Source organism: Streptomyces sp. NPDC042259 (assembly GCF_055582085.1).
Map to the genome: position 1 here is coordinate 135015 of NZ_JBVJDW010000010.1, position 17887 is coordinate 152901.

At 72.4% G+C, this 17887-nt stretch carries 17 protein-coding genes; 6 read left to right on the forward strand and 11 right to left on the reverse strand.

Annotated features, from left to right (window positions below):
- Nucleotides 1-572: 572 nt before the first annotated feature.
- From ACZ6MA_RS24915 to ACZ6MA_RS24935, 5 genes are all read right to left on the reverse strand, one after another.
- Nucleotides 573-947: a hypothetical protein gene (locus ACZ6MA_RS24915; RefSeq protein ID WP_469436157.1), complete on the reverse strand. Its 375-nt coding sequence runs from the start codon at nucleotides 945-947 to the stop codon at nucleotides 573-575.
- Nucleotides 948-1042: 95 nt separating this feature from the next.
- Nucleotides 1043-1477, reverse strand: a complete 435-nt coding sequence (locus tag ACZ6MA_RS24920) for a roadblock/LC7 domain-containing protein (protein WP_469436158.1) — start codon at nucleotides 1475-1477, stop codon at nucleotides 1043-1045.
- A gap of 37 nt (nucleotides 1478-1514) precedes the next feature.
- Complete coding sequence (locus tag ACZ6MA_RS24925) at nucleotides 1515-2333, reverse strand: transcriptional regulator (protein WP_469436159.1); 819 nt, start codon at nucleotides 2331-2333, stop codon at nucleotides 1515-1517.
- Nucleotides 2330-2758 (reverse strand): hypothetical protein, encoded by a 429-nt coding sequence (locus ACZ6MA_RS24930; protein ID WP_469436160.1) that lies wholly within the window; start codon nucleotides 2756-2758, stop codon nucleotides 2330-2332. Before ACZ6MA_RS24930 ends, ACZ6MA_RS24925 begins: the two co-directional genes overlap by 4 nt.
- A 234-nt stretch (nucleotides 2759-2992) precedes the next feature.
- Entirely contained in the window at nucleotides 2993-4549 is a 1557-nt protein-coding gene (locus ACZ6MA_RS24935) for an AMP-binding protein (protein WP_469436161.1), read from the reverse strand.
- A gap of 302 nt (nucleotides 4550-4851) precedes the next feature.
- Here ACZ6MA_RS24935 and ACZ6MA_RS24940 point away from each other — a divergent pair, with 302 nt between their 5' ends.
- Nucleotides 4852-5214: a DUF4190 domain-containing protein gene (locus ACZ6MA_RS24940; protein WP_469436162.1), complete on the forward strand. Its 363-nt coding sequence runs from the start codon at nucleotides 4852-4854 to the stop codon at nucleotides 5212-5214.
- A 135-nt stretch (nucleotides 5215-5349) separates the two neighbouring features.
- Here the strand turns inward: ACZ6MA_RS24940 and ACZ6MA_RS24945 are convergent, their stop codons facing one another.
- Nucleotides 5350-6666: a cytochrome P450 gene (locus ACZ6MA_RS24945; RefSeq protein ID WP_469436163.1), complete on the reverse strand. Its 1317-nt coding sequence runs from the start codon at nucleotides 6664-6666 to the stop codon at nucleotides 5350-5352.
- A 322-nt stretch (nucleotides 6667-6988) separates the two neighbouring features.
- Nucleotides 6989-7444: a Crp/Fnr family transcriptional regulator gene (locus tag ACZ6MA_RS24950; RefSeq protein WP_469436164.1), complete on the reverse strand. Its 456-nt coding sequence runs from the start codon at nucleotides 7442-7444 to the stop codon at nucleotides 6989-6991.
- A gap of 378 nt (nucleotides 7445-7822) precedes the next feature.
- On the opposite strand from ACZ6MA_RS24950, the gene ACZ6MA_RS24955 reads away from it, so the two are divergent.
- The gene (locus ACZ6MA_RS24955) at nucleotides 7823-8500 is read left to right on the forward strand and encodes a DUF4142 domain-containing protein (protein ID WP_469436165.1); all 678 of its coding nucleotides are present in this window, start codon (nucleotides 7823-7825) and stop codon (nucleotides 8498-8500) included.
- 6 nt (nucleotides 8501-8506) lie between these two features.
- The gene (locus ACZ6MA_RS24960) at nucleotides 8507-9931 is read left to right on the forward strand and encodes a DUF1996 domain-containing protein (RefSeq protein ID WP_469436166.1); all 1425 of its coding nucleotides are present in this window, start codon (nucleotides 8507-8509) and stop codon (nucleotides 9929-9931) included.
- A gap of 122 nt (nucleotides 9932-10053) precedes the next feature.
- Here ACZ6MA_RS24960 and ACZ6MA_RS24965 read toward each other — a convergent pair whose 3' ends face one another.
- Nucleotides 10054-11172: a PucR family transcriptional regulator gene (locus ACZ6MA_RS24965; protein ID WP_469436167.1), complete on the reverse strand. Its 1119-nt coding sequence runs from the start codon at nucleotides 11170-11172 to the stop codon at nucleotides 10054-10056.
- A gap of 335 nt (nucleotides 11173-11507) precedes the next feature.
- On the opposite strand from ACZ6MA_RS24965, the gene ACZ6MA_RS24970 reads away from it, so the two are divergent.
- From ACZ6MA_RS24970 to ACZ6MA_RS24980, 3 genes are all read left to right on the forward strand, one after another.
- Complete coding sequence (locus ACZ6MA_RS24970) at nucleotides 11508-12242, forward strand: hypothetical protein (RefSeq protein WP_469436168.1); 735 nt, start codon at nucleotides 11508-11510, stop codon at nucleotides 12240-12242.
- Nucleotides 12239-13741: an NADH-ubiquinone oxidoreductase-F iron-sulfur binding region domain-containing protein gene (locus tag ACZ6MA_RS24975; protein WP_469436169.1), complete on the forward strand. Its 1503-nt coding sequence runs from the start codon at nucleotides 12239-12241 to the stop codon at nucleotides 13739-13741. The genes ACZ6MA_RS24970 and ACZ6MA_RS24975 overlap by 4 nt, the downstream gene beginning before the upstream one ends.
- 142 nt (nucleotides 13742-13883) lie before the next feature.
- Nucleotides 13884-14882, forward strand: a complete 999-nt coding sequence (locus tag ACZ6MA_RS24980; RefSeq protein WP_469436170.1) for an SCO0930 family lipoprotein — start codon at nucleotides 13884-13886, stop codon at nucleotides 14880-14882.
- Between the two features lie 73 nt (nucleotides 14883-14955).
- Here ACZ6MA_RS24980 and ACZ6MA_RS24985 read toward each other — a convergent pair whose 3' ends face one another.
- From ACZ6MA_RS24985 to ACZ6MA_RS24995, 3 genes are all read right to left on the reverse strand, one after another.
- Nucleotides 14956-15606: a DUF4360 domain-containing protein gene (locus ACZ6MA_RS24985; protein ID WP_469436171.1), complete on the reverse strand. Its 651-nt coding sequence runs from the start codon at nucleotides 15604-15606 to the stop codon at nucleotides 14956-14958.
- A gap of 91 nt (nucleotides 15607-15697) precedes the next feature.
- The gene (locus ACZ6MA_RS24990) at nucleotides 15698-16339 is read right to left on the reverse strand and encodes a DUF4360 domain-containing protein (protein ID WP_469436172.1); all 642 of its coding nucleotides are present in this window, start codon (nucleotides 16337-16339) and stop codon (nucleotides 15698-15700) included.
- 123 nt (nucleotides 16340-16462) lie between these two features.
- Entirely contained in the window at nucleotides 16463-17815 is a 1353-nt protein-coding gene (locus tag ACZ6MA_RS24995) for an aminotransferase-like domain-containing protein (protein WP_469436173.1), read from the reverse strand.
- Between the last annotated feature and the right edge of the window lie 72 nt (nucleotides 17816-17887).

A 17887-nucleotide genomic window follows, 5' to 3' on the forward strand; every position in this document is an offset into this window, starting at 1 on the left:
CCCAATCAGGGAGGGTACAATTCACTCGTCGACCGATCGGAACGGGAAGCAGAGGGCGGCCGCCATTCGCCCGCAGCTGCCGAGATCCGCGTTACGCGCCCCGCTCTCGGGTCTGTTCCCGTGCTCATCGAAGCCACCCCGGCGGGCCACCGCGGGGATGTCACTCAGAGCCCCCAAGCGGCATTGCGACCGCCTCCGGCGGCCCTTTCGAGCACGGAATCCACACGTAATCCTCCATGCGGTATCCCCCGCGGCGCCCAGGAACCGGGCGGACGGACGGCATCGACGCCATCGTCCGTCGAGAGCGGTTCGTCCCGGGATGCGACGCTGATCCGTCGCGCATGGGGTGGCTGAACATCGATGGTGGCGAGACGGTGGCGAGGGCGGTCGGCAATCGGCCGACGCCCCGCTCGCCACCGGTGCCGACGCGACGCGCCGGCTGTCACCGTTTCGTCTTCCCCCGGGTGCGCGCCGCCACGACGGCGGCCCCGGGTGGTGCGGCGAACCCGGCCGCGCGGGCGCCCGCCACGGGCCCCGCGGCCCGGGCCGGCGCGGGGCGCGACCGGATGAGGTCAGACCTCCAGCTCCGCCTCTATCCGCCGCAGCTGGTGCCGCGCCATCGCCAGGTTGGCCCGCTTGCCGTCGAGCACCAGATAGAGGAAGAGACCGCTGCCGCCGCGGCTGGTCAGCAGCCGGATCAGGTGGTACTGCGAGCCGAGGGTGATCAGGATGTCCTCGATGCTGTCCTGGATGTTGAGCATCTCCATGGCCCGCAGCTTGGCCCGCACCACATCGGTGTTGGCCGCGGCCGCGACGTTCAGGTCCAGCGCCTGCGACCCGCCGAGAGTGCCGAGTGCCATGCCGCTGCCGTAGTCGACCAGAGCGACGCCGAGGGCGCCCTCGATCGACGTCATCGCGTCCTTCAGAGCCGCTTCGGTGTTCGCCATGAGAATCCCGCCTTCGTCATTGGTTGTCATCAAGGGCCACCCGGTGCCCACGGCCGTCCGCCGGGGCGACGGGAAGTGGAAAAGAAGCGCTGTGGTCACATCTGGCGTCGGCGCTCCAGCGCGCCGTCGACCAGCTCCGCTATGCGCGTGCCGGACCTGCGGGCCTCCAGGTTCAGCCGCCCCACATTGGCGTCGGCCGCCGCCAGCAGCGTCAGGACGCAGGACGAACCGGCCGCGTACGTCGCCACATAACCGTGGTCGCCGCGCACCAGCAGTTCGCGGAACCCACCGTGGCCCACGGCGTCCGTCAGCCGCGCGCCCACCCCCAGGGCCGCCGCGGTCAGCGCCGCCACCCCGTCGGGCTCCATGCCGGTGACGAGATGCGCGATCACCAGCCCGTCGGTGCTCGCCACCAGCGCCCCGGTCAAATGGGGTACGCGGACCCGTAACGCCTGGAGCTCGGTGAGCACCTCGGGTAGGGACGTCATCGACTGTCTCCTCACTGCCAGTTGTCTCAAGGCGCGTCTCATCATGGGATCGGGGCATCCCGACGGGGGGACGGAAGGGTCACAGGGCCTCCAAGGCGTCACGGATCCTGAGGAGCAGGGAGGTCTCCGGGGCGCCCGGAGTCTTGGGCGACGGCCGGCCGGTCATCGGCTCCCCGGAGGCGGGCGGCCGGACCAGCCCCAGCGCCGTCAGCCGCCGGACGTCCAGGAGGGTGGCGAAGGCCGGGCGCCCGAGCGCCCGGGCGATCTGGACGGGGGTGCGCACCCCGTCGGCCGCGCGCAGTACCGCCCGTCGGCCGCACACCGCCCGCGTACCGCGCCCGCGGCACCGGTCGGCGTCCGGTACGGGCACGACGGGCGCCGAGTCCACCGCCGCCCCCGGCCATGCCTGTTCCAGGAGGAGGCGGCGTCTGAGCACCTCCCGCTGGAGGACGGGCACCGGCACCGGCCGCACCGGGCCGAGCCAGTGCCGGGCTTCACGCAGGAACCGCTCGGGCGGGCGCTGACCGTCCCCCAGGGGGTACAGCACGAAGTAGGCGGCGTCGAACAGCGCGCTCAAGTGGCACAGTTCCAGCTCGCCCTGGCTCAACCGGCCGCGTTCGACGAGGAAGTCACCCGCCCGGTAGCCCGGGCCGCCTTGGGCCACGGCCTCTTCCCAGGTCTCCGGCGACAGCCGCCCCCGGGCGGTCAGCCGCCATCCCACGTCCGGCGCGACCGGGCTCTCCGCGTGCACCACCGCGCCGTCGCAGAGATACAGCGCCCCCACCGGCCCGTGCAGCGCACCGGTGGCGCCTTCGCAGGCCAGCCGGGCCAGCGGGCCGTCATCGTCGGCCGGCCGTATCCGGGGTGTGTCCGCGGCTTCCGCGGCGCTCCCGGTCACGACAGCACCAGCCCGGCGGTCAGGTCCCTCAGCCGGAAACGGGCGACCGCCAGGTTGGCCTCGGCGCGGTCGAGCCAGAGGTAGAGGAAGACGCTGCTGTCGAAGGCGGTCTCCACGAAACGGATCAGGTGGTAGCCGCCGCGCGCGGTGACGATGAGATCCTCGACGGGCCCGTCCGCCTCGTCGGCCCCTCCCGCCGGTTCGGCCCGTTCTGCCCGTTCCGTCGGGTCGGCCTGGGTGAACGCGCTGCTCTCGAAGGTGAGCCGGGCCAGTTCGGCGGCCTCGGCCGCCGCCGCCTCATGGTCGTGGTTGGGGCCCTCGCCCACCGCTCCCAGGGCGAGTCCGGTCGTCCAGTCCACCAGGCTCGCTCCCCGGACTCCGGGGATCGCCAAGGCCTCGGATAAGCACGCGTCGATACCGGACACACAGACCTCTCCAGCCGCGCCGCGACAGCGCACCGCCGCGACTCGTCAGACTCGGACAACAGCTACCAACGGCATGTCGGCTGCGACGGAAGGTAATCGAAAACGGAACCGCGCGCGGTGGTTTTGGCAAATTCAATCGGCATAGGTGGAGCGGGGTGTCCGGGTGGTGCCGCCCGGACCACCGCCCGCGGCCGCACACCTCGGTGCGGACGCGGGCGGGCCGGGGGCGGTGGGTCAGACCGCCGCCGCCGACTGCTCCACCATGCGGCGCAGCAGCTTCTTGTCCGGCTTTCCGGCGTCGGTCAGCGGCAGCGTGTCGACGAACTCGATGCGCGCCGGTTCGTACATCGTGCCCCGTTCGGTGCGCACCAGCTCGCACAGGCTCCGCTCGTCGACCCCGCCGCCGGGCGCGGGCACGACGACGGCGTGGACCCGCTCCATGCGGTTGGCGTCGGGGACGCCGAAGACGGCACTCTGCAGGACCTGGGGGTGGGAGTTCAGCAGGTCCTCGAGTTCCGTGGTGTACACATGGCCGCCGACGACCACGATCATGTCCTTGAGCCGGTCGACGATGGTCAGATAGCCCTCGTCGTCGAGGTGTCCGATGTCGCCGGTGTGCAGCCAGCCGTCCCGCAGTACCTCGGCGGTCAGCTCGGGCTGCTTCCAGTACCCCTGCATGATGCCGGCCGAGCGCACGCAGATCTCGCCGTGTTCACCGGGGGGAAGGTCGCGGCCGGACGCGTCACGGATGGCCACCTCGACGCCCTCCAGCGTCTTCCCGACGGACCACAGGCGCTCGGGGTGCTCCGGGTCGTGGTCCTCCTCGGTGAGGACGCTGATCCCGCCGGCCTCGTTCTGCCCGTAGAACTGGGTGAACACGGGACCGAAGCGCCGTACCGCCTCGGCGATGCGGGTCGGCGAGGACGGGCAGCCGCCGTACGAGACGCGGCGCAGGCTGGAGGTGTCGGTGCGGGCGGCGTCCGGGTGGTCCATCAGCTGGTACAGCAGGGGCGGCAGCAGGAACAGATGGGTGATGCGTTCCCGCTCGATCGCCGCGAGCACGGCCGCCGGTTCGAAGTCCTCCATCAGCACCACGGTCCCGCCGGTGCGCAGGGTGTGATCGGCCATCATGCCGGCGGCGTGGGCGAGGGTGGTGCACACCAGCTGCCGGATCGGCCGCCCCGCCCGGGTCATGGCGTCTTCGGGTATCACGTCGTGGAGCCACCGCACCTGTTCGAAGGAGGTGCAGATGGCCTTGGGGTGGCCGGTGGTGCCGCCCGTGTGCCGGATGGTGCAGGTGTCCTGCGGCCGGGCGGGGCTGGGGAGGGGTTCGGCGGACTCCCCGGCGGCGAGTTCCAGCAGGTCCGTGCCCAGGTCGGCTGGGCCGAGCGTGAGCACGCTCCGCACGGGGGCCTGACCGGTCACCTCTCGGGCGCGTTCCGCGTACCGGGGATCGACGATCAGGGCGTGGGTCTCGACGTCGCGGACGATGGTGGCCTGTACATCGGCGGCGAGCTTGCCGTAGAGGTGGTTGACCCGGCAGCCGAGCAGATTGGCGGCGTAGCGCACGGCGATTGTCTCGGGGAGGTTCCCGCTTAACAGGGTGACGGTCCGGCCGTGGCGCACTCCCTGGGTGTGCAGCGCGCGTGCCATGCGGTGGACGAGGTCGTGGAACTCGCGGCCGGTGACGCGTCGCTCCCGGTGGATCAGGACGTGCCGGTCGGGTGTGGCCGCGAGGACGTCGAGGGCGTGCTCGACGTAGGTGCGGAAGTCGTTCGCGTTGAGGGGCATGCGCGGTTCCTGGATTCCCTGGGTTCCTGATTCATGGTGCCGGTGCCCGGGGCACGCGGCGGGAGCCGCGTCGGCCGGCCGCGGCCCGTGGCCGGCCTGGATCCCGACGACTTTGGTAGCCCGGGGCAACTAAAGTGATCTTATCTCCTCACCTTCGAAGGTTCCAGGCCGGGTGGGGCCGCGCCTGGGTTTCATGGCCTGAAACGTCGAAATCCGGTCAGGACCTCAAGAGTCGACACATTCGCCTCGCTGGTGTGAAGACACCGTAGAGTGGTGCCTTCACACCAGCGGGGAGAGGCATCGTGAGCGGCGGTACGCGACAGGCGGCGGATACGGCGGCCGAGGGCCGTAACGGGCCCGCCCAAGTCAGTGTCTGGGCGGCCCTCTTGGGCGCGTCCCTGATCGTGGGCATCGTGGCGACGCCGATGTTCTGGCTGATGTGGGGCGGCTGGTACACCTTTTGCCTGTTCCTGTGTGCCCTCGTCGCCATCCCGGCCGGTCACCTCGGCCGCAGGCGCGGCAAGCGGCTGGGCGGCCGGGACCGGGGCGCGGCACTGTTCGGCATCGTCACCGGCTGGCTGCTGCTGCTCTGCGGCCTCGTGCTGGTGGTCGCCTACGCCGGACTGGTGGCCGGGCTCGCGGTCCTGGTGGACTCGGCCCGCTGAGCGACGGGCCGGCCACCCGCGGCAGGGCGCCGCGTCATCCGCGCCGAACGATCCGGCCGGCGTGCGGAACGATCGGGGCGCTGTAACGAGCTGTAACGAACGGTTGGGCCGGTGCGCGAGCCGCCCGGCCGGCCCTCACCGGGCCTCGGCCACCATCGGCAGGCGGTCGGGGTGGATGTTCCCCCTGGCCACCCGGCGGATGGGCCGGCCGGGCACCGGGCGCAGCCGCCAGCGGCCGCAGACGGTCGCCGCCACCACCGCCATCTCGGCCAGCGCGAAGGTGTCCCCGACGCACTTGTACCCGCCACTGCCGAAGGGGATGAACGCTCCCTTCGGCAGTTCGCGCGCCCGCTCCGGCAGCCACCGGTCGGGATCGAACCGCTGCGGATCACGGAACCAGCGCGGGTCGTGGTGCAGCGCGTACGGACTGTAGAGGACCTCGGCCCCGCCGGGGACCGTCACGGACCCGAGCCGGGTGGGGGCCGTCGCACGGCGCGTGATCATCCACGGCGGATACCGGCGCAGCGTTTCCATGACGACCCGGCCGGTGAACGCGAGAGCCGGAAGGTCCTCGAAGCGCGGCGGCCGGCCACCGAGCACCGTGTCGACCTCGGCGTGCACGCGCTCCTCGATCTCGCGGTGACGGCCGAGTTCGTGGAAGAACCAGGAGAGCGTCGCCGCGCTGGTCTCCACCCCGGCGACGGCCAGACTGGTCACATGGTCGTGGACCTGCTGGTCGGTCAGACCGCGCCCGTCCGCGTCGCGTTGCGTCAGCAGGAGGGACAGCATGTCCCCGCGGTCCCGCCCGCAGCGGCGGTGCGCCGCGATCGCCTGCCCGATGACCGCGTCCATGCTGTGACGGGCCGCCTCGAACCGACGGTTCGCGGCGAGCGGCACGCGCGCCCACCACTCGGGCAGCAGGATGCGCACCATCATGCCGCGCGTCAGCACGGGCAGCGCCCGGTGGAACTCCTCGCTGGCGTGCGGGTCCAGACCGCTGGGGAGCAGGGTGTGGGCGAGCACGCCCAGCGAGAGATCGTTCATCGCCCGGTCCACGGCGACGACCTGGCCCGGCCGCCAGCGTGCCACGACGCTCTCGGCGGCCCGCAGCATGAGGTCGGTGTAATCGGGGAGGCGCTGATGATGAAAAGCCGGTTGGACGGCACGCCGGGCCCGCTGATGAACCTTGCCGGACGACGCCGCCAGGCCCTCCCCGAGAAAGAGCGACGCCTTCTCGAAGAGACGGCCGCGAGTGAAATCGCGGGCCCCGTCGACGAGTACGTGCCGCACCAATTCCGGGTGCGTGAGCGCGTAGAACGGCAACGCCCCGAGCTGGAGCCGCACCACGTCCCCGTGCCGCGCCAGCGACGTGACGAACTCCAGCGGGCGGCGCAGCAACGGCACGGCGTGGCCGAGCACCGGCCAGGCGCCCGGCGCCCGCCCGACCGGCACCGTCGTGGCCTTCTCATGGCTCGGCGTATTCCGTGTGCGCCTGGGATTCAGTGTTCGGGAGCGAGGGTCCATGGTGTCTCCAACCTCGTATTCACTCGGCACACCGTTGGCCCTTCCATCCAAGTCGAGTGCGAGGGTCCGGGCCGGATGCCCACCAGGGGTATCGGAAGCACGCGGCGCAGCCCGTCGGCACGCGGGCTCCCCGATTCCCCGTTCCACGCCCCCTCGTGGGGCCCGGGAGACGGATATCAAGCGGCTGAAGAAGAAGCGGTCCGATAAGTGTGCCTGCTGTATTTAACGCTCGTGGCATTTATGGGCGCGGTCACAACGGGTCGGCGGTGTGCGGGACATAGAGGTCCAGCAGCCGGCTGCGCGCCGTGTGCAGCCGGTGTCCGAGCACCTCGGCCACCGCCCGCATGACGGCGAAACCGAGCGCGGGGTTCTGCTCGCACAGGGTCCGCGCCTCGGTGCCGTCGAACTCGTAGGCGCGCACCGGGCTGAGCGCCTCGGCACCGAACCCCCACTCGTACGGCGGGAACAGCCAGGACCAGCCGAGCAGATCCCCCGTGCCGAGCGTCTCCACGGTGACCACCCGCTGCCCGGGCAGCCGCAGGTCCAAGGTGACCGCCCCGGAGCGGATGACCCAGAAACGGTCCGCCGTGCCGTGTTCCTCGAAGATCCGGGCGTCCTCGGGGAAGGAAACTTCCCGGGCGAGTTCCATCAGCCGGTCCCGGTACTCCGCGGGCAGGGTTCTGAGCAGTCTCTTCGTGGTCGTCATGCCGAGAGCCTCCTCGCCGCCGCGGCGCCCGCTGGCACGTCGCCGCCCCGCCGGTGGCCCGCGCGGGCCGGATGTCCCGCCCGTGCGCGCAGCCTGCTGCCTCCATTGACCCACGCCCGCCAGTGGGCGGCATCCCGAGCGGCGGGCAGGGGCACGTCACCTCGCCACAGGTGGCCGTCGGCCGCTACCGAGCAGCCGCACGGTAGCAGCGTCCGCCGGGGGAGAGGCCGCCTTTGTCAGAGGCCGCGAATCCTCGGCCGCCCGATGTCCTGGGCGGTTAGCGTCCGTGGGCATTCCGGCAGGGCGGCCCCCGGCAGGGGCGGCCGCCGGCCGGGAGGGCGGCCGCCACGGGCGCCCGAAGAATTCGAGGAAGGTGTCATGCGATCCGTACGTTCCCTGCGCTCCGCGCGCTCCCTGCCGCCCGTCTCCCGGCGGACCCTCGGGACCGGGCTCGTCGTCGGCTCACTGGCCGCGACGCTCCTGGCGCTGCTGATCCCCGTGTACCTCTTCGGCGGTGCGAAGCCGGCGGCGGCGGGCGCACCCACCGCCTGGACCGACGACGGCGCGGGCGTCATGGAAACCCGGTCCGGTCCGCTGACACCGATGGACCGGGACTTCGTCCGCCGGGTACGGCTCGCCGGGCTGTGGGAGAAACCCGCGGGGAGACTCGCCCTGGAGCGCGGCACGAAGGAGACGGTGAAGATGGCCGGCAGCCATCTCGTCGACGGCCACACCGAGCTGGACCGGCTGTCCCTCGAAGCGGGCCAGGCCCTCGACGTCACCATGCCGGCCCGGCCCACCGCCGAACAGCAGGGCTGGCTCGACCAGTTGCAAGGCGCCCGGGGCGCCACGTTCGACCGGCTCTTCGCCAACCTCGTGCGTACCGCTCACGGCAAGGTCTTCGGGCTGGTGGCGCTCGTACGCGACCGCACCGCCAACACGACGGTGCGGGAGCTGGCCACCCGCGCCAACACCGTCGTCCTCGATCACATCACCGTCCTCGAGAACACGGAACTCGTCGACTTCCCCCACCCGAGCGACAACGAAAAGAAGTGACCACACATGATGCGACAGGCCCATAAACGCTCGCAATTGCGGACCCGGGCGGTGGTCGCGGCCGCGGCGCTGCTGCTGGGCGGCGGCGGAACGGCGATCATCGCGGCCAACGCCTCCGCCGGCGGCACCCACGACGCCGCCGGACAGGACACCGGCCACGCCCCGCACGGCGCGGCGGCGGGCTCCGCCGACGGTGCGGCGACCACCGTCTCCTGCCCCGACGTCGGCGAACGGCTGCGCGAGGTCCCCGCACCCGCGCGGACCGAGGTCTCCCGGGGCCTCTCCCAGCTCGACGCCCAAGTGGCGAGCGCCTACGAACGGATGATGGCCAAGGGAAGCACCCCGGACACCGTGCTGGGGGAGCTGAAACGACAGCGCGACACGACCATCGGACGCATCACCGCCTCCATCAAGGCGGCCGACGGCGACGCCGTGCCCGCCCCCGAGGACCTGACCGCACTGAGCGGCTGCCGGACCCGGCAGATCAGTACCACCGCGGCCGACGACTCCTCCCGCCCCCTCGGCTCCCGGCTCGGCGAACAAGGCAAACCCGGCGGCCCCTCCCGCGCCGACTTCGCCGACATCAGGACCGCACCCCCCGCACCCGGTACGCCCACCGCCCGCCGCGGCGGCTCGACGGGCACCTTCGCATCCGTGTGCGGTCGCAACGAAAATGGTCACTTCAATCCCGACAACGTGATCGTCACCCCCGGGGTGCGCAACGGCGCCCACCATATGCACGACTATGTGGGCAATAAATCCACCGACGCCTTCTCCACCGACAACAGCCTCGCGGCCGCCGGCACGACCTGCACCAACGGGGACAAGTCCAGCCACTACTGGCCCGTGCTGCGGGTACTGGACGGAAAAGCGGCACCCGACGTCAATGCCCCGGGCGGCGGCCACGACGGGAACATGGGAACCGTGCTGCGCCCCGCGTCCGTGACAGTGCAGTTCCGGGGCAGCCCGGTGACGAAAGTGACCGCGATGCCCCGATTCCTTCGCGTCATCACCGGCGACGCCAAAGCGCTCACCAACGGTGTGGCGAACGCCAACGCCTCATGGAGCTGTGCGGGATTCGAGAACCGGCAGCTGAAGGACAAATACCCGATCTGCCCGCAGGGTGCGCAGGTGGTCCGTACCTTCGCCTTCCAGAACTGCTGGGACGGGCGTAACACCGACAGCGCCAATCACCGCACCCATGTCGCCTTCGCCCGCGCCGACGGCTCCTGCCCCCGCGGTTTCAAGGCCATCCCGCAACTGGTGCAGCGCATCACCTATGACGTACCGGCGGGCGTCCCCTTCGCCGTCGACAGCTTTCCCGAGCAACTGCACAAGCCGGTCACGGACCACGGCGACTTCATCAACGTCATGCCGGACGCCCTGATGGCGAGGGCGACGGCATGCATCAACGGCGGGCGCACCTGCTGACGGCTCCCCCGTCCCGCCCCGCGAGACCCCCGGCGCCGGGTGCTCCCCCCACCATCCACCGGGCGCCGGGAAGGCGGCGGCCCCGAACTGCCGAGTTCGGGGCCGCCGCGCCGCGCTCCTCCTCACAGACCGTTGACCCGGGCCCGGCCGGCCGGGCTGAGCGGCTGCACGGCCGCCCCCAGGGCCCGCACCGGGCCGTGCGCCCGCGACCGCAACTGCCGGGCCTGGGCCATCAGCCGCCGGCTGCGCAGCGCCAGCTCCAGTTCGAAGCGGGTGCGCGGCTCGCGCATCGCCGGCCCGAAGAGCTTCTCGATCTGCCGCAAGCGGTAGCGCACCGTCTGCGGATGCACCTTGAGCGTCCGGGCCGCCTCCGGCGCGCCACCGCTCTCGAGCCACGCCAGCAAGGTCACCTCCAGCCGCTCGCTCTGCCGCGGGGTCAGGTCCTCCAGCGGGCGCAGCCATCGCGCCGACAGGGCCCGGGCCAGCGACTCGTCCTGGAGCATGAGCAGCTCGGAGAGATGGTCGTCGACGAACGTGACGCGTTCGGCCGGGCCGCCCACCGCCGCCGCCAGGGCCAGCAGCCGCCGGGCCCAGCGCAAGGAGGAGGCGGCGTCCACGACCGGGACCGAGTGGCCGACCGCCGCCACCCGGCCGCCCAGCGCCGACTCCAGTGCCGGGCGCGCCCGCGGCCCCGGGTCGGGGACCAGCAGGCACAGATCGGCCTCGACGGTGCCGGGCAGCCCCTGGCCGAGGGCCGCCGCCAGTTGCGGGGTCAGCTGGGGCGCAGGCTGCGGCACCAGAAGGGGGGCCATGGAGTGCGCGTCGTGCGGGCCGGCGAGCACGATGGCGCGCACCCGGCGGGGGAGCGGCCAGCCCGCCTGGCCGGCCAGCTCGGTCAGCACGTCGTGGGGGATGTGCCGGTCGTCGGCGAGCGCGGTGAACAAGGCCTGCCGGGCCCGGGTGCCGGGCATGGGGGTGACGACCTGTCCCGGTTTTCGCCGCGGTGTGGGTATGCGCTCCTGCCCCGCGGAGGGCCGCAGTCCCAAAGTCAGCAACAGTGCCTTCTCCACCGCTTCCTGAGTCGCTTCCCTGCCGATGCGCTGTGATACCGCCGAGAACGCGGGCGTACTGCGCTGCAGTTCTTCGGCCAGTTGCGCGGCGACTGCGGGAAGTTCCTTTCTCAGGACCCGAGTCCACTCACCGCGCGGCCGCGACCAGATGCGGTTCAGAATGTCGCACATCGTCTACCTCCGGACTTCCGTACCGGGCGGGAGGGCCGGGAATGACGCCGGTGGCCTCTCGCCTGAGTGGGCATCATCAACAGCCGATCGCCGCCGTGGGGGCAGCCGCGCGTGAATTTGTCACAGCGCGATAAACCTTATGAAGATCCTGCGAAGTTGGACGATGCTTCTGCACATTCCACCGCCGGACCATGAGTGCCCGGACGGTCACACCACGTGAATTCGACGATCGCCTGGCCGGCGAATTACGCCGATGCGAGGGATTTCCGGATTTCTCAGGAACACGGGCAGTCGTGTGGACCACCCCAGACCGCCTGTGGGAGACCCAGATGCATATGTCGCGAACGCAAACACTCCTGCCCCGCCCACGGCCCCGTGGCCGGTCCCGCAACGGAACCCGCCGACGGGCCGTCCGGCCCCGCCCCCGGCCGCGGGCCCGGCCGCAGACCCGCCCGTCCGCGCGGCCCGCCCTGCCCGCGGCGATCCTGCTGCTGCTCGCCGTCGCCGTCCAGGCCGGCGTGGCCGAACGGACACAGGAGTTCCTCGACTTCGGCGCGGGAGTACTCGCGCTCGTCTCGCTCACCTCCACCGTGCTGTGGGGGCTGGCCGCAACCGACCGACGGCTGCTGGGCTCGGCCCACCGACTCCTCGCCCAGGGCGTGCACCGCGGACTGGCCGTGGCCGGGCTCGGTTTTCTCGCCCTGCACATCTGGGTGAAGGTTGCCGAGGACCGTACCAGTCCGACAGCCGTGACTGTTCCTTTCACCGACAACACCCAACCCGGGCTCATCGGACTGGGCACACTGGCCGGATATCTCTTCGTCGCGGTGGCGGTCACCGGTGCCGCGCGCAGTGCCTTCACCGGCGTCGGCCGGTCCCGCCTGTGGCGGTCTCTGCACATGGCGGCCTACCCCGCGTGGGGTGCGGCCCTGGTGCACGGACTGCACGCCGGCCGGCCCGCGGCCGGCTGGGTGACGGCGGCGTACGCCCTGTGCCTGACCGGCGTCGCCCTGGCCCTGACCCTGCGCGTGCGGTCCCGGCCGCGCCCGGCGCCGGGGGGCCGGCCGTGACCGGGACCGTGCCGTCACTGGCCACCGTCGGGCCGCCCCGGCTGCTGGCCGGGCTCGACGAGAACGCGTGGATGGATCATGCGGCGCACTCGGCCGTGCACGGACCCGCGCCGCGGCTGAACCTGGAGGAGCTGACGGCGCTCGCGGACGACATCGGGCTGCGCGGCCGCGGCGGCGCCGGGTTCCTGTTCGCCCGCAAACTACGGGCCGTCGCCGCGTCCCTGCGCCGGACCGGCTCCGCCGCCGCCGTGGTCGTCAACGGCAGCGAGGGCGAGCCGGGCTGCCTGAAGGACACCGCCCAACTGCTGTTCGCCCCGCACCTGGTCCTCGACGGAGCCGTGCTGGCGGCCAAGGCGCTGGGCGCGCACGAGATCGCCATCGGCGTCACCCGCCCGGACGTGGAGGAATCGGTGCGCCGGGCGATCGCCGAGCGCGGATCCGGCGAACCGGGGATCGGGGTGACGCGGCTGCCCGAACGCTTCGTCACCGGCGAGAGTTCCGCGCTCGTCCGCGGCATCGACGGCGGCCCCGCGCTGCCGTCCGGCCGGCGGGTCCGGACCAGCGAGAGCGGCCTGGGCGGGGTCCCCACCCTGCTCTCCAACACCGAGACCTTCGCCCAACTGGCCGTCGCCGCACGGCTGGGAGCCGTGGGGTACGGCGCGGTCGGCCTGCCGACCGAGCCCGGCACCGTCATGCTGACCGTCGCCGGAACCCATGTGGTGGAGACCCCGACCGGGCTGCCCATCCCCTACGTCCTGGAGCTGTGCGGCACCGCACCCGGCCAGGGCGTACTGGTCGGCGGCTATCACGGCGGCTGGCTGCCGCCCCACGCGGCGCGTGCCGCCACCGTCTCCCGCGACTCCCTCGCCGCGGTCGACGGCGTCCTCGGGGCCGGTGCCCTGCTGCCGCTGCCCGAGATCACCTGCCCGGTCGGCGAGGCGGTACGGGTGGCCGGATGGCTGGCGGAGCAGTCGGCGGGCCAGTGCGGCCCCTGTGCCCTGGGCCTGCCGGCGCTCGCCGACGCGCTCGCCGACGCGGCGGCCGGCGGCGGACAGCGCGCGCTCGACGCCGTACGCACCCGGATGGCCGCCGTGGAGCGGCGCGGCGCGTGCGGCCACCCCGACGGCTCCACCCGTTTCGTCTCCTCCGCGCTCACCGTCTTCGCGGAGGAATTCGCCGCCCACGCGCTGGGACACGGGTGCGGTCGCCCGACCCTGGGCGTGCTGCCGCTGCCCGCCGAGGAACGGAAACGAGCCACCTCGCCGGCGGCCCGCCTCGACGGCACGACACCGGCACCCGCCGAGCAACTGCTGGTGGACTGGACGCTCTGCAGGGGGCACGGCCTCTGCGCGGACCTCCTGCCGGGGCTGCTGCGGCTGGGACCGGACGGCTACCCGGAGCGGGCCGTCATCCCCGTCCCCGCGCGGATGCGGCAACGGGCGCTCCGGGCGGTGCGGCGCTGCCCCGCCCTCGCACTGCGCGTCGAGGCCGCCGGCTGAGCGGCCGCCGCGACCGGTTCCCGCAGGGGAAGTTTCTGTCCCCACGTGACAAATTCCCGGCCCCGCTGAGCACCCGGCGGGCCGGGCCCGTACCCCCACGGCAACGGCGGACCACCGCCGGGCCACGAGCAAAGGACAGTTCATGAACAAGCTGCGGCACGCCTCCCTCGCCGGGGCGGCGATCACGGTCATGATGCTGACGGCGGCATGCGGCGGCGGTGAGTCGTCCGCCAAGGACGACTACGGCAAGGCCCCCGCCGGCAGCAGCTCGAAGATCGGTGACGGGTACGCATCGGGCTCGGGCGGCTACGGTTCCGGGGGCGCCGCCGGGTCCGCCGCGGCGGACAAGAACGCCCCGGCCAAACAGCTCTCCGTCCGGCAGGCGCCGGGCATCGGGCCCGTCGTCGCGGACGGCAAGGGCCTGACGCTCTACCGCTTCGACAAGGACACCGCCAAGCCGCCGGCTTCCCGCTGCGACGGTGACTGCGCCACGGCGTGGCCGCCGGTACCCGCGGACGACGCGAACGTCGGCACCGGGCTCGACGCCGAGCTGGGCGAGGTCAAGCGCGCCGACGGCACCATGCAGCTCACCCTCGCGGGCTGGCCCGTCTACCGCTACGCCAAGGACGCCGCGCCCGGTGACACCAAGGGACAGGGCGTCGGCGGCACCTGGAGCGCGTTCGCCCCGAACGGCAAGAAGGCGGGCGCGGCGGACGGCGGGGAGGCGGGAAAGGAGGGGGACAAGCAGAAGCAGCCCGACGAGGAGAAACCGGCCGGCGAGGGCGTCTCGGTCAACGAGGACCCGAAACTCGGCAAGATCCTCGTCGACGGCCAGGGCCGCACCCTCTACCGCTTCAACAAGGACAGCGCCTGGCCCATGAAGTTCGCCTGCAACGACACGTGCCTGGACACCTGGAAGCCCGCCGCGCCCGTCGAGAAGAGCGCGGTCCGCGGTGTACCGGAGAAGCTGATCACCACCGTCACACGGCCCGACGGCACCAAGCAGCTGGCGGTCGACTGCTGGCCCGTCTACTGGTTCACCGGGGACAAGAAGGCCGGTGACACCACGGGCCAGGGCAAGCAGGGACTGTGGTTCGCCGTCGACGACCAGGGCAAGAAGGTCACCACCCCGGCGAGTTGACGCACCCCCCGGGCCGGCCGTCCGTCCTTCCCCGAGACGGGCGGCCCGGCGGCACGTGGTGGCGGTTGCGGGCTCACGGCACGGGACAGGTCTTCCAGGCGAAGTGGTAGAGGGTGTTGAAGCTGCCGTCCGTGGAGTCCATCGCCATGAAGCTGGTCGTCCTGGCCGGATCCGAGGTGCCCGCGTCCACCCGCAGCTCGGTGTTGATGTTGAAGTACCGGATGGCCCCGCACGGCGCGTAGACCACGGCGTCGATGTCGGTGGTGTCGGACGTCTGCCAGTCGTCGTTGACCGGGCCGGTGAAGTGGTGGTTCATGAAGGCTGTCTGCGACATGCCCTGGAAGTAGTAATTGGCGCGTTGCAGCCCTTTGGCCCCCTTCTCCAGACGCGCGAAACCGCGGTAGTCGGCCCTGGCGACCGCGTAGGTGAAGCCCTGCGGTACATGGACGTTCAGGCCGAGCTGGCAGTTCTTGCGGGCGTCGGTCGGCTTGGAACCGACGCCCACCTGGGCGATGTAGTGGCTGTAGGAAACGGTGAAGGCCGTGTTGTCCGGCGAGACCGTCACGTTCGCCGTCCCGGCGGGGCATCCGGACCCGTTGACGGACACCACGTCGATCACGACCTTGTCCGGCGGGGGCACCCCGTCCGCGGCGGCCGCCCTCGGCGCCACCGGGGCGGCGAGCAGCACCAGGGCCGCGCCGCCCGTCAACACCGCTCTGAACATGCAGATCCCCCTCCAACGGCCCTGGCGCCCGTCCGTTTCGGACGCCCGTGACGTGCCCGCGGACCTCCCCCGGTCCGGCCGTCCGGCCCGGTCAGGGGCATTCCTTCCAGGCGAAGTGGTAGAGGGTGTTGAAGCTGCCGTCGGTGGAGTCCATCGCCATGAAGCTGGTGGTCGTCGCCGGGTCCGAGGTGCCGGCACCCACCCGCAGCTCGGTGTTGACGTTGAGGATCCGCTGGGTGCCGCACGGCGCGAAGACGAGGGACTCGACGCCCGTCACGTCGGACGTCTGCCAGTTGTCGCTGACCGGGCCGGTGAAGCGATGGCTCACCGACGTCGTGTGCGACATGCCCTGGAAGTAGTAACTGGCCCTCTCCATGCCCGTGGCCCCGTTCTGCAGGTACGCGAAGCCGCGGTAGTCGGCCTTGGCGATCGCGTACGTGTAGCCCTGCGGAACGCGGACGTTCAGGCCGAGCTGGCAGTTCTTGCGGAAGTCGGTCGGTTTGGCACCGACGCCCACCTGGGCGAGATAGTCGCTGTACGTCACGGTGAAGGCCGTGTTGTCCGGCGCGACCGCCACGGCGGCGGTCCCGGCGGGGCAGCCGGAACCGTTGACCGCCAGCACATCGATCACGACCCTGTCCGGCGGGACACCCGTGTCCGCGGCCGTGGACGGGATGGCCGAGGCGGCCACGAGCACCGCGGCCGCACCGCCGATCAACACCGGTCTGAACATGGAGACCTCCACTGTTCGGCGCGGACTCGTTCCGCGGTCCATACCACCACCGGTACCGGGGCATGTACAGGCCAGGTTGAGCCGACCCCGCGTGATCCGCCCGGCCCCCGGCCGAGCGCGCGCTCAGTCGCGGCAGACCTCGTCCAGTACCGCCGCGATGTGGTCGAGTACCGGAACCGGTGGGGTGAACGGCACCCGGAGGTGGTGGGTGAGCGTCGCGTCGGCCGCGAAGCGCGGGCCGGGGGAGAGGTCGAGCCGGTGCGCGCGGGCCCGTTCGACGACCGTGTCGGACCGGGCGTCCGTCAGCCGCAGCCACAGGGACAGTCCACCGGGCGGGAGCGAGAAGTGCCACCGGTCGTCCCCGGCGAGCAGCCGGCCCAGATGATCCCGCTGCCGCCGCAGTTCCGCCCGCCGCCGCAGCACCGGATCCGGGTCGCCGAGCAGTTCGGCGGCGATCAACTGCTGCATCGGTGCCGCGGACAGCGGGCCACACAGCGGATCGCCGCCCAGTTCGCCGACGAGCCGCGCGGGGCCGCGGATCCAGCCGACGCGCAGACCGCCCCACACGGACTTGGCTGCCGAGCCGATCAGGACCGCGCGCCGGATCCTCGGCTCGGGCGCCGGGGTGTCGCGCAGGTCCAGATCCCGCATGGTCTCGTCGACGACGACAAGGACCTCGTGCCGGGCCGCCAGCTCGGCGACCACCCGCCGGGCCCGCGTGGTCATGAGGGCGCCCGTCGGATTCTGGAAGTCGGGCACCAGATAGGCGAGCCCGCCACGCGCCGCCCGCAGGGCATCGCCGAGCTGGTCCACATCCCAGCCCTCCGTGGTGACCCGGCAGCCGGCCAGCCGTGCCCCGGCGCCGCGCAGCACGTGGAGCGCGTCGAAGAACGTGGGGGTCTCGACGGCGGCGACCCGTGGCCGCAGCCGTGCGCACAGCAGGGCGAGCGCGGCCCGGGTCCCGGAGGTGACGAGAATCTGCTCGGGCCGGGTGGGCAGCCCCTCACGGGTGTACCGCTCGGCCACCAGGGCACGGAGTTCCGGCAGCCCCGCCCCCGGTTCCCCGTCCTGGGCCAGCAGCGCGGGCATCCGGGCCAAGGCCCGTTCCGTGGCCGCCAGATAGGCCGGCCGCGGTGCGGCGGGTACGGCCCGGCGCAGGTCGATGGAGGGGGTGTCCCCCGAAGCGGAGACGGGAGCGATCCGCTCGGCCACCCGCGCCGGCAACCGCACGGTGCTCGCGCCGCCGTGGCGGGTACACACCCATCCCTCCTCGCGCAGCCCGGCCAGAGCCGCGGTCACCGTGCCGCGGCTGACACCGAGGGCGGCGGCCAGCCGGCGCTCGGCGGGCAGCCCGCTGCCGGTCCGCAGCCTGCCGTCGAGCACCGCTTCCCGCACGGCCCCGGCCAACGCCCCGGCCAGCGTCATGCCGGGCCTGCGCCACTCGCCCACCGCCCGCAGCAGCTGATCCTCACTCACTCGCACCGGTCCAGTTTCCCCCAACTGGACCAGGCCGCCACGGCCCCCTCGGGGTTAGCGTCGCGGCGAACC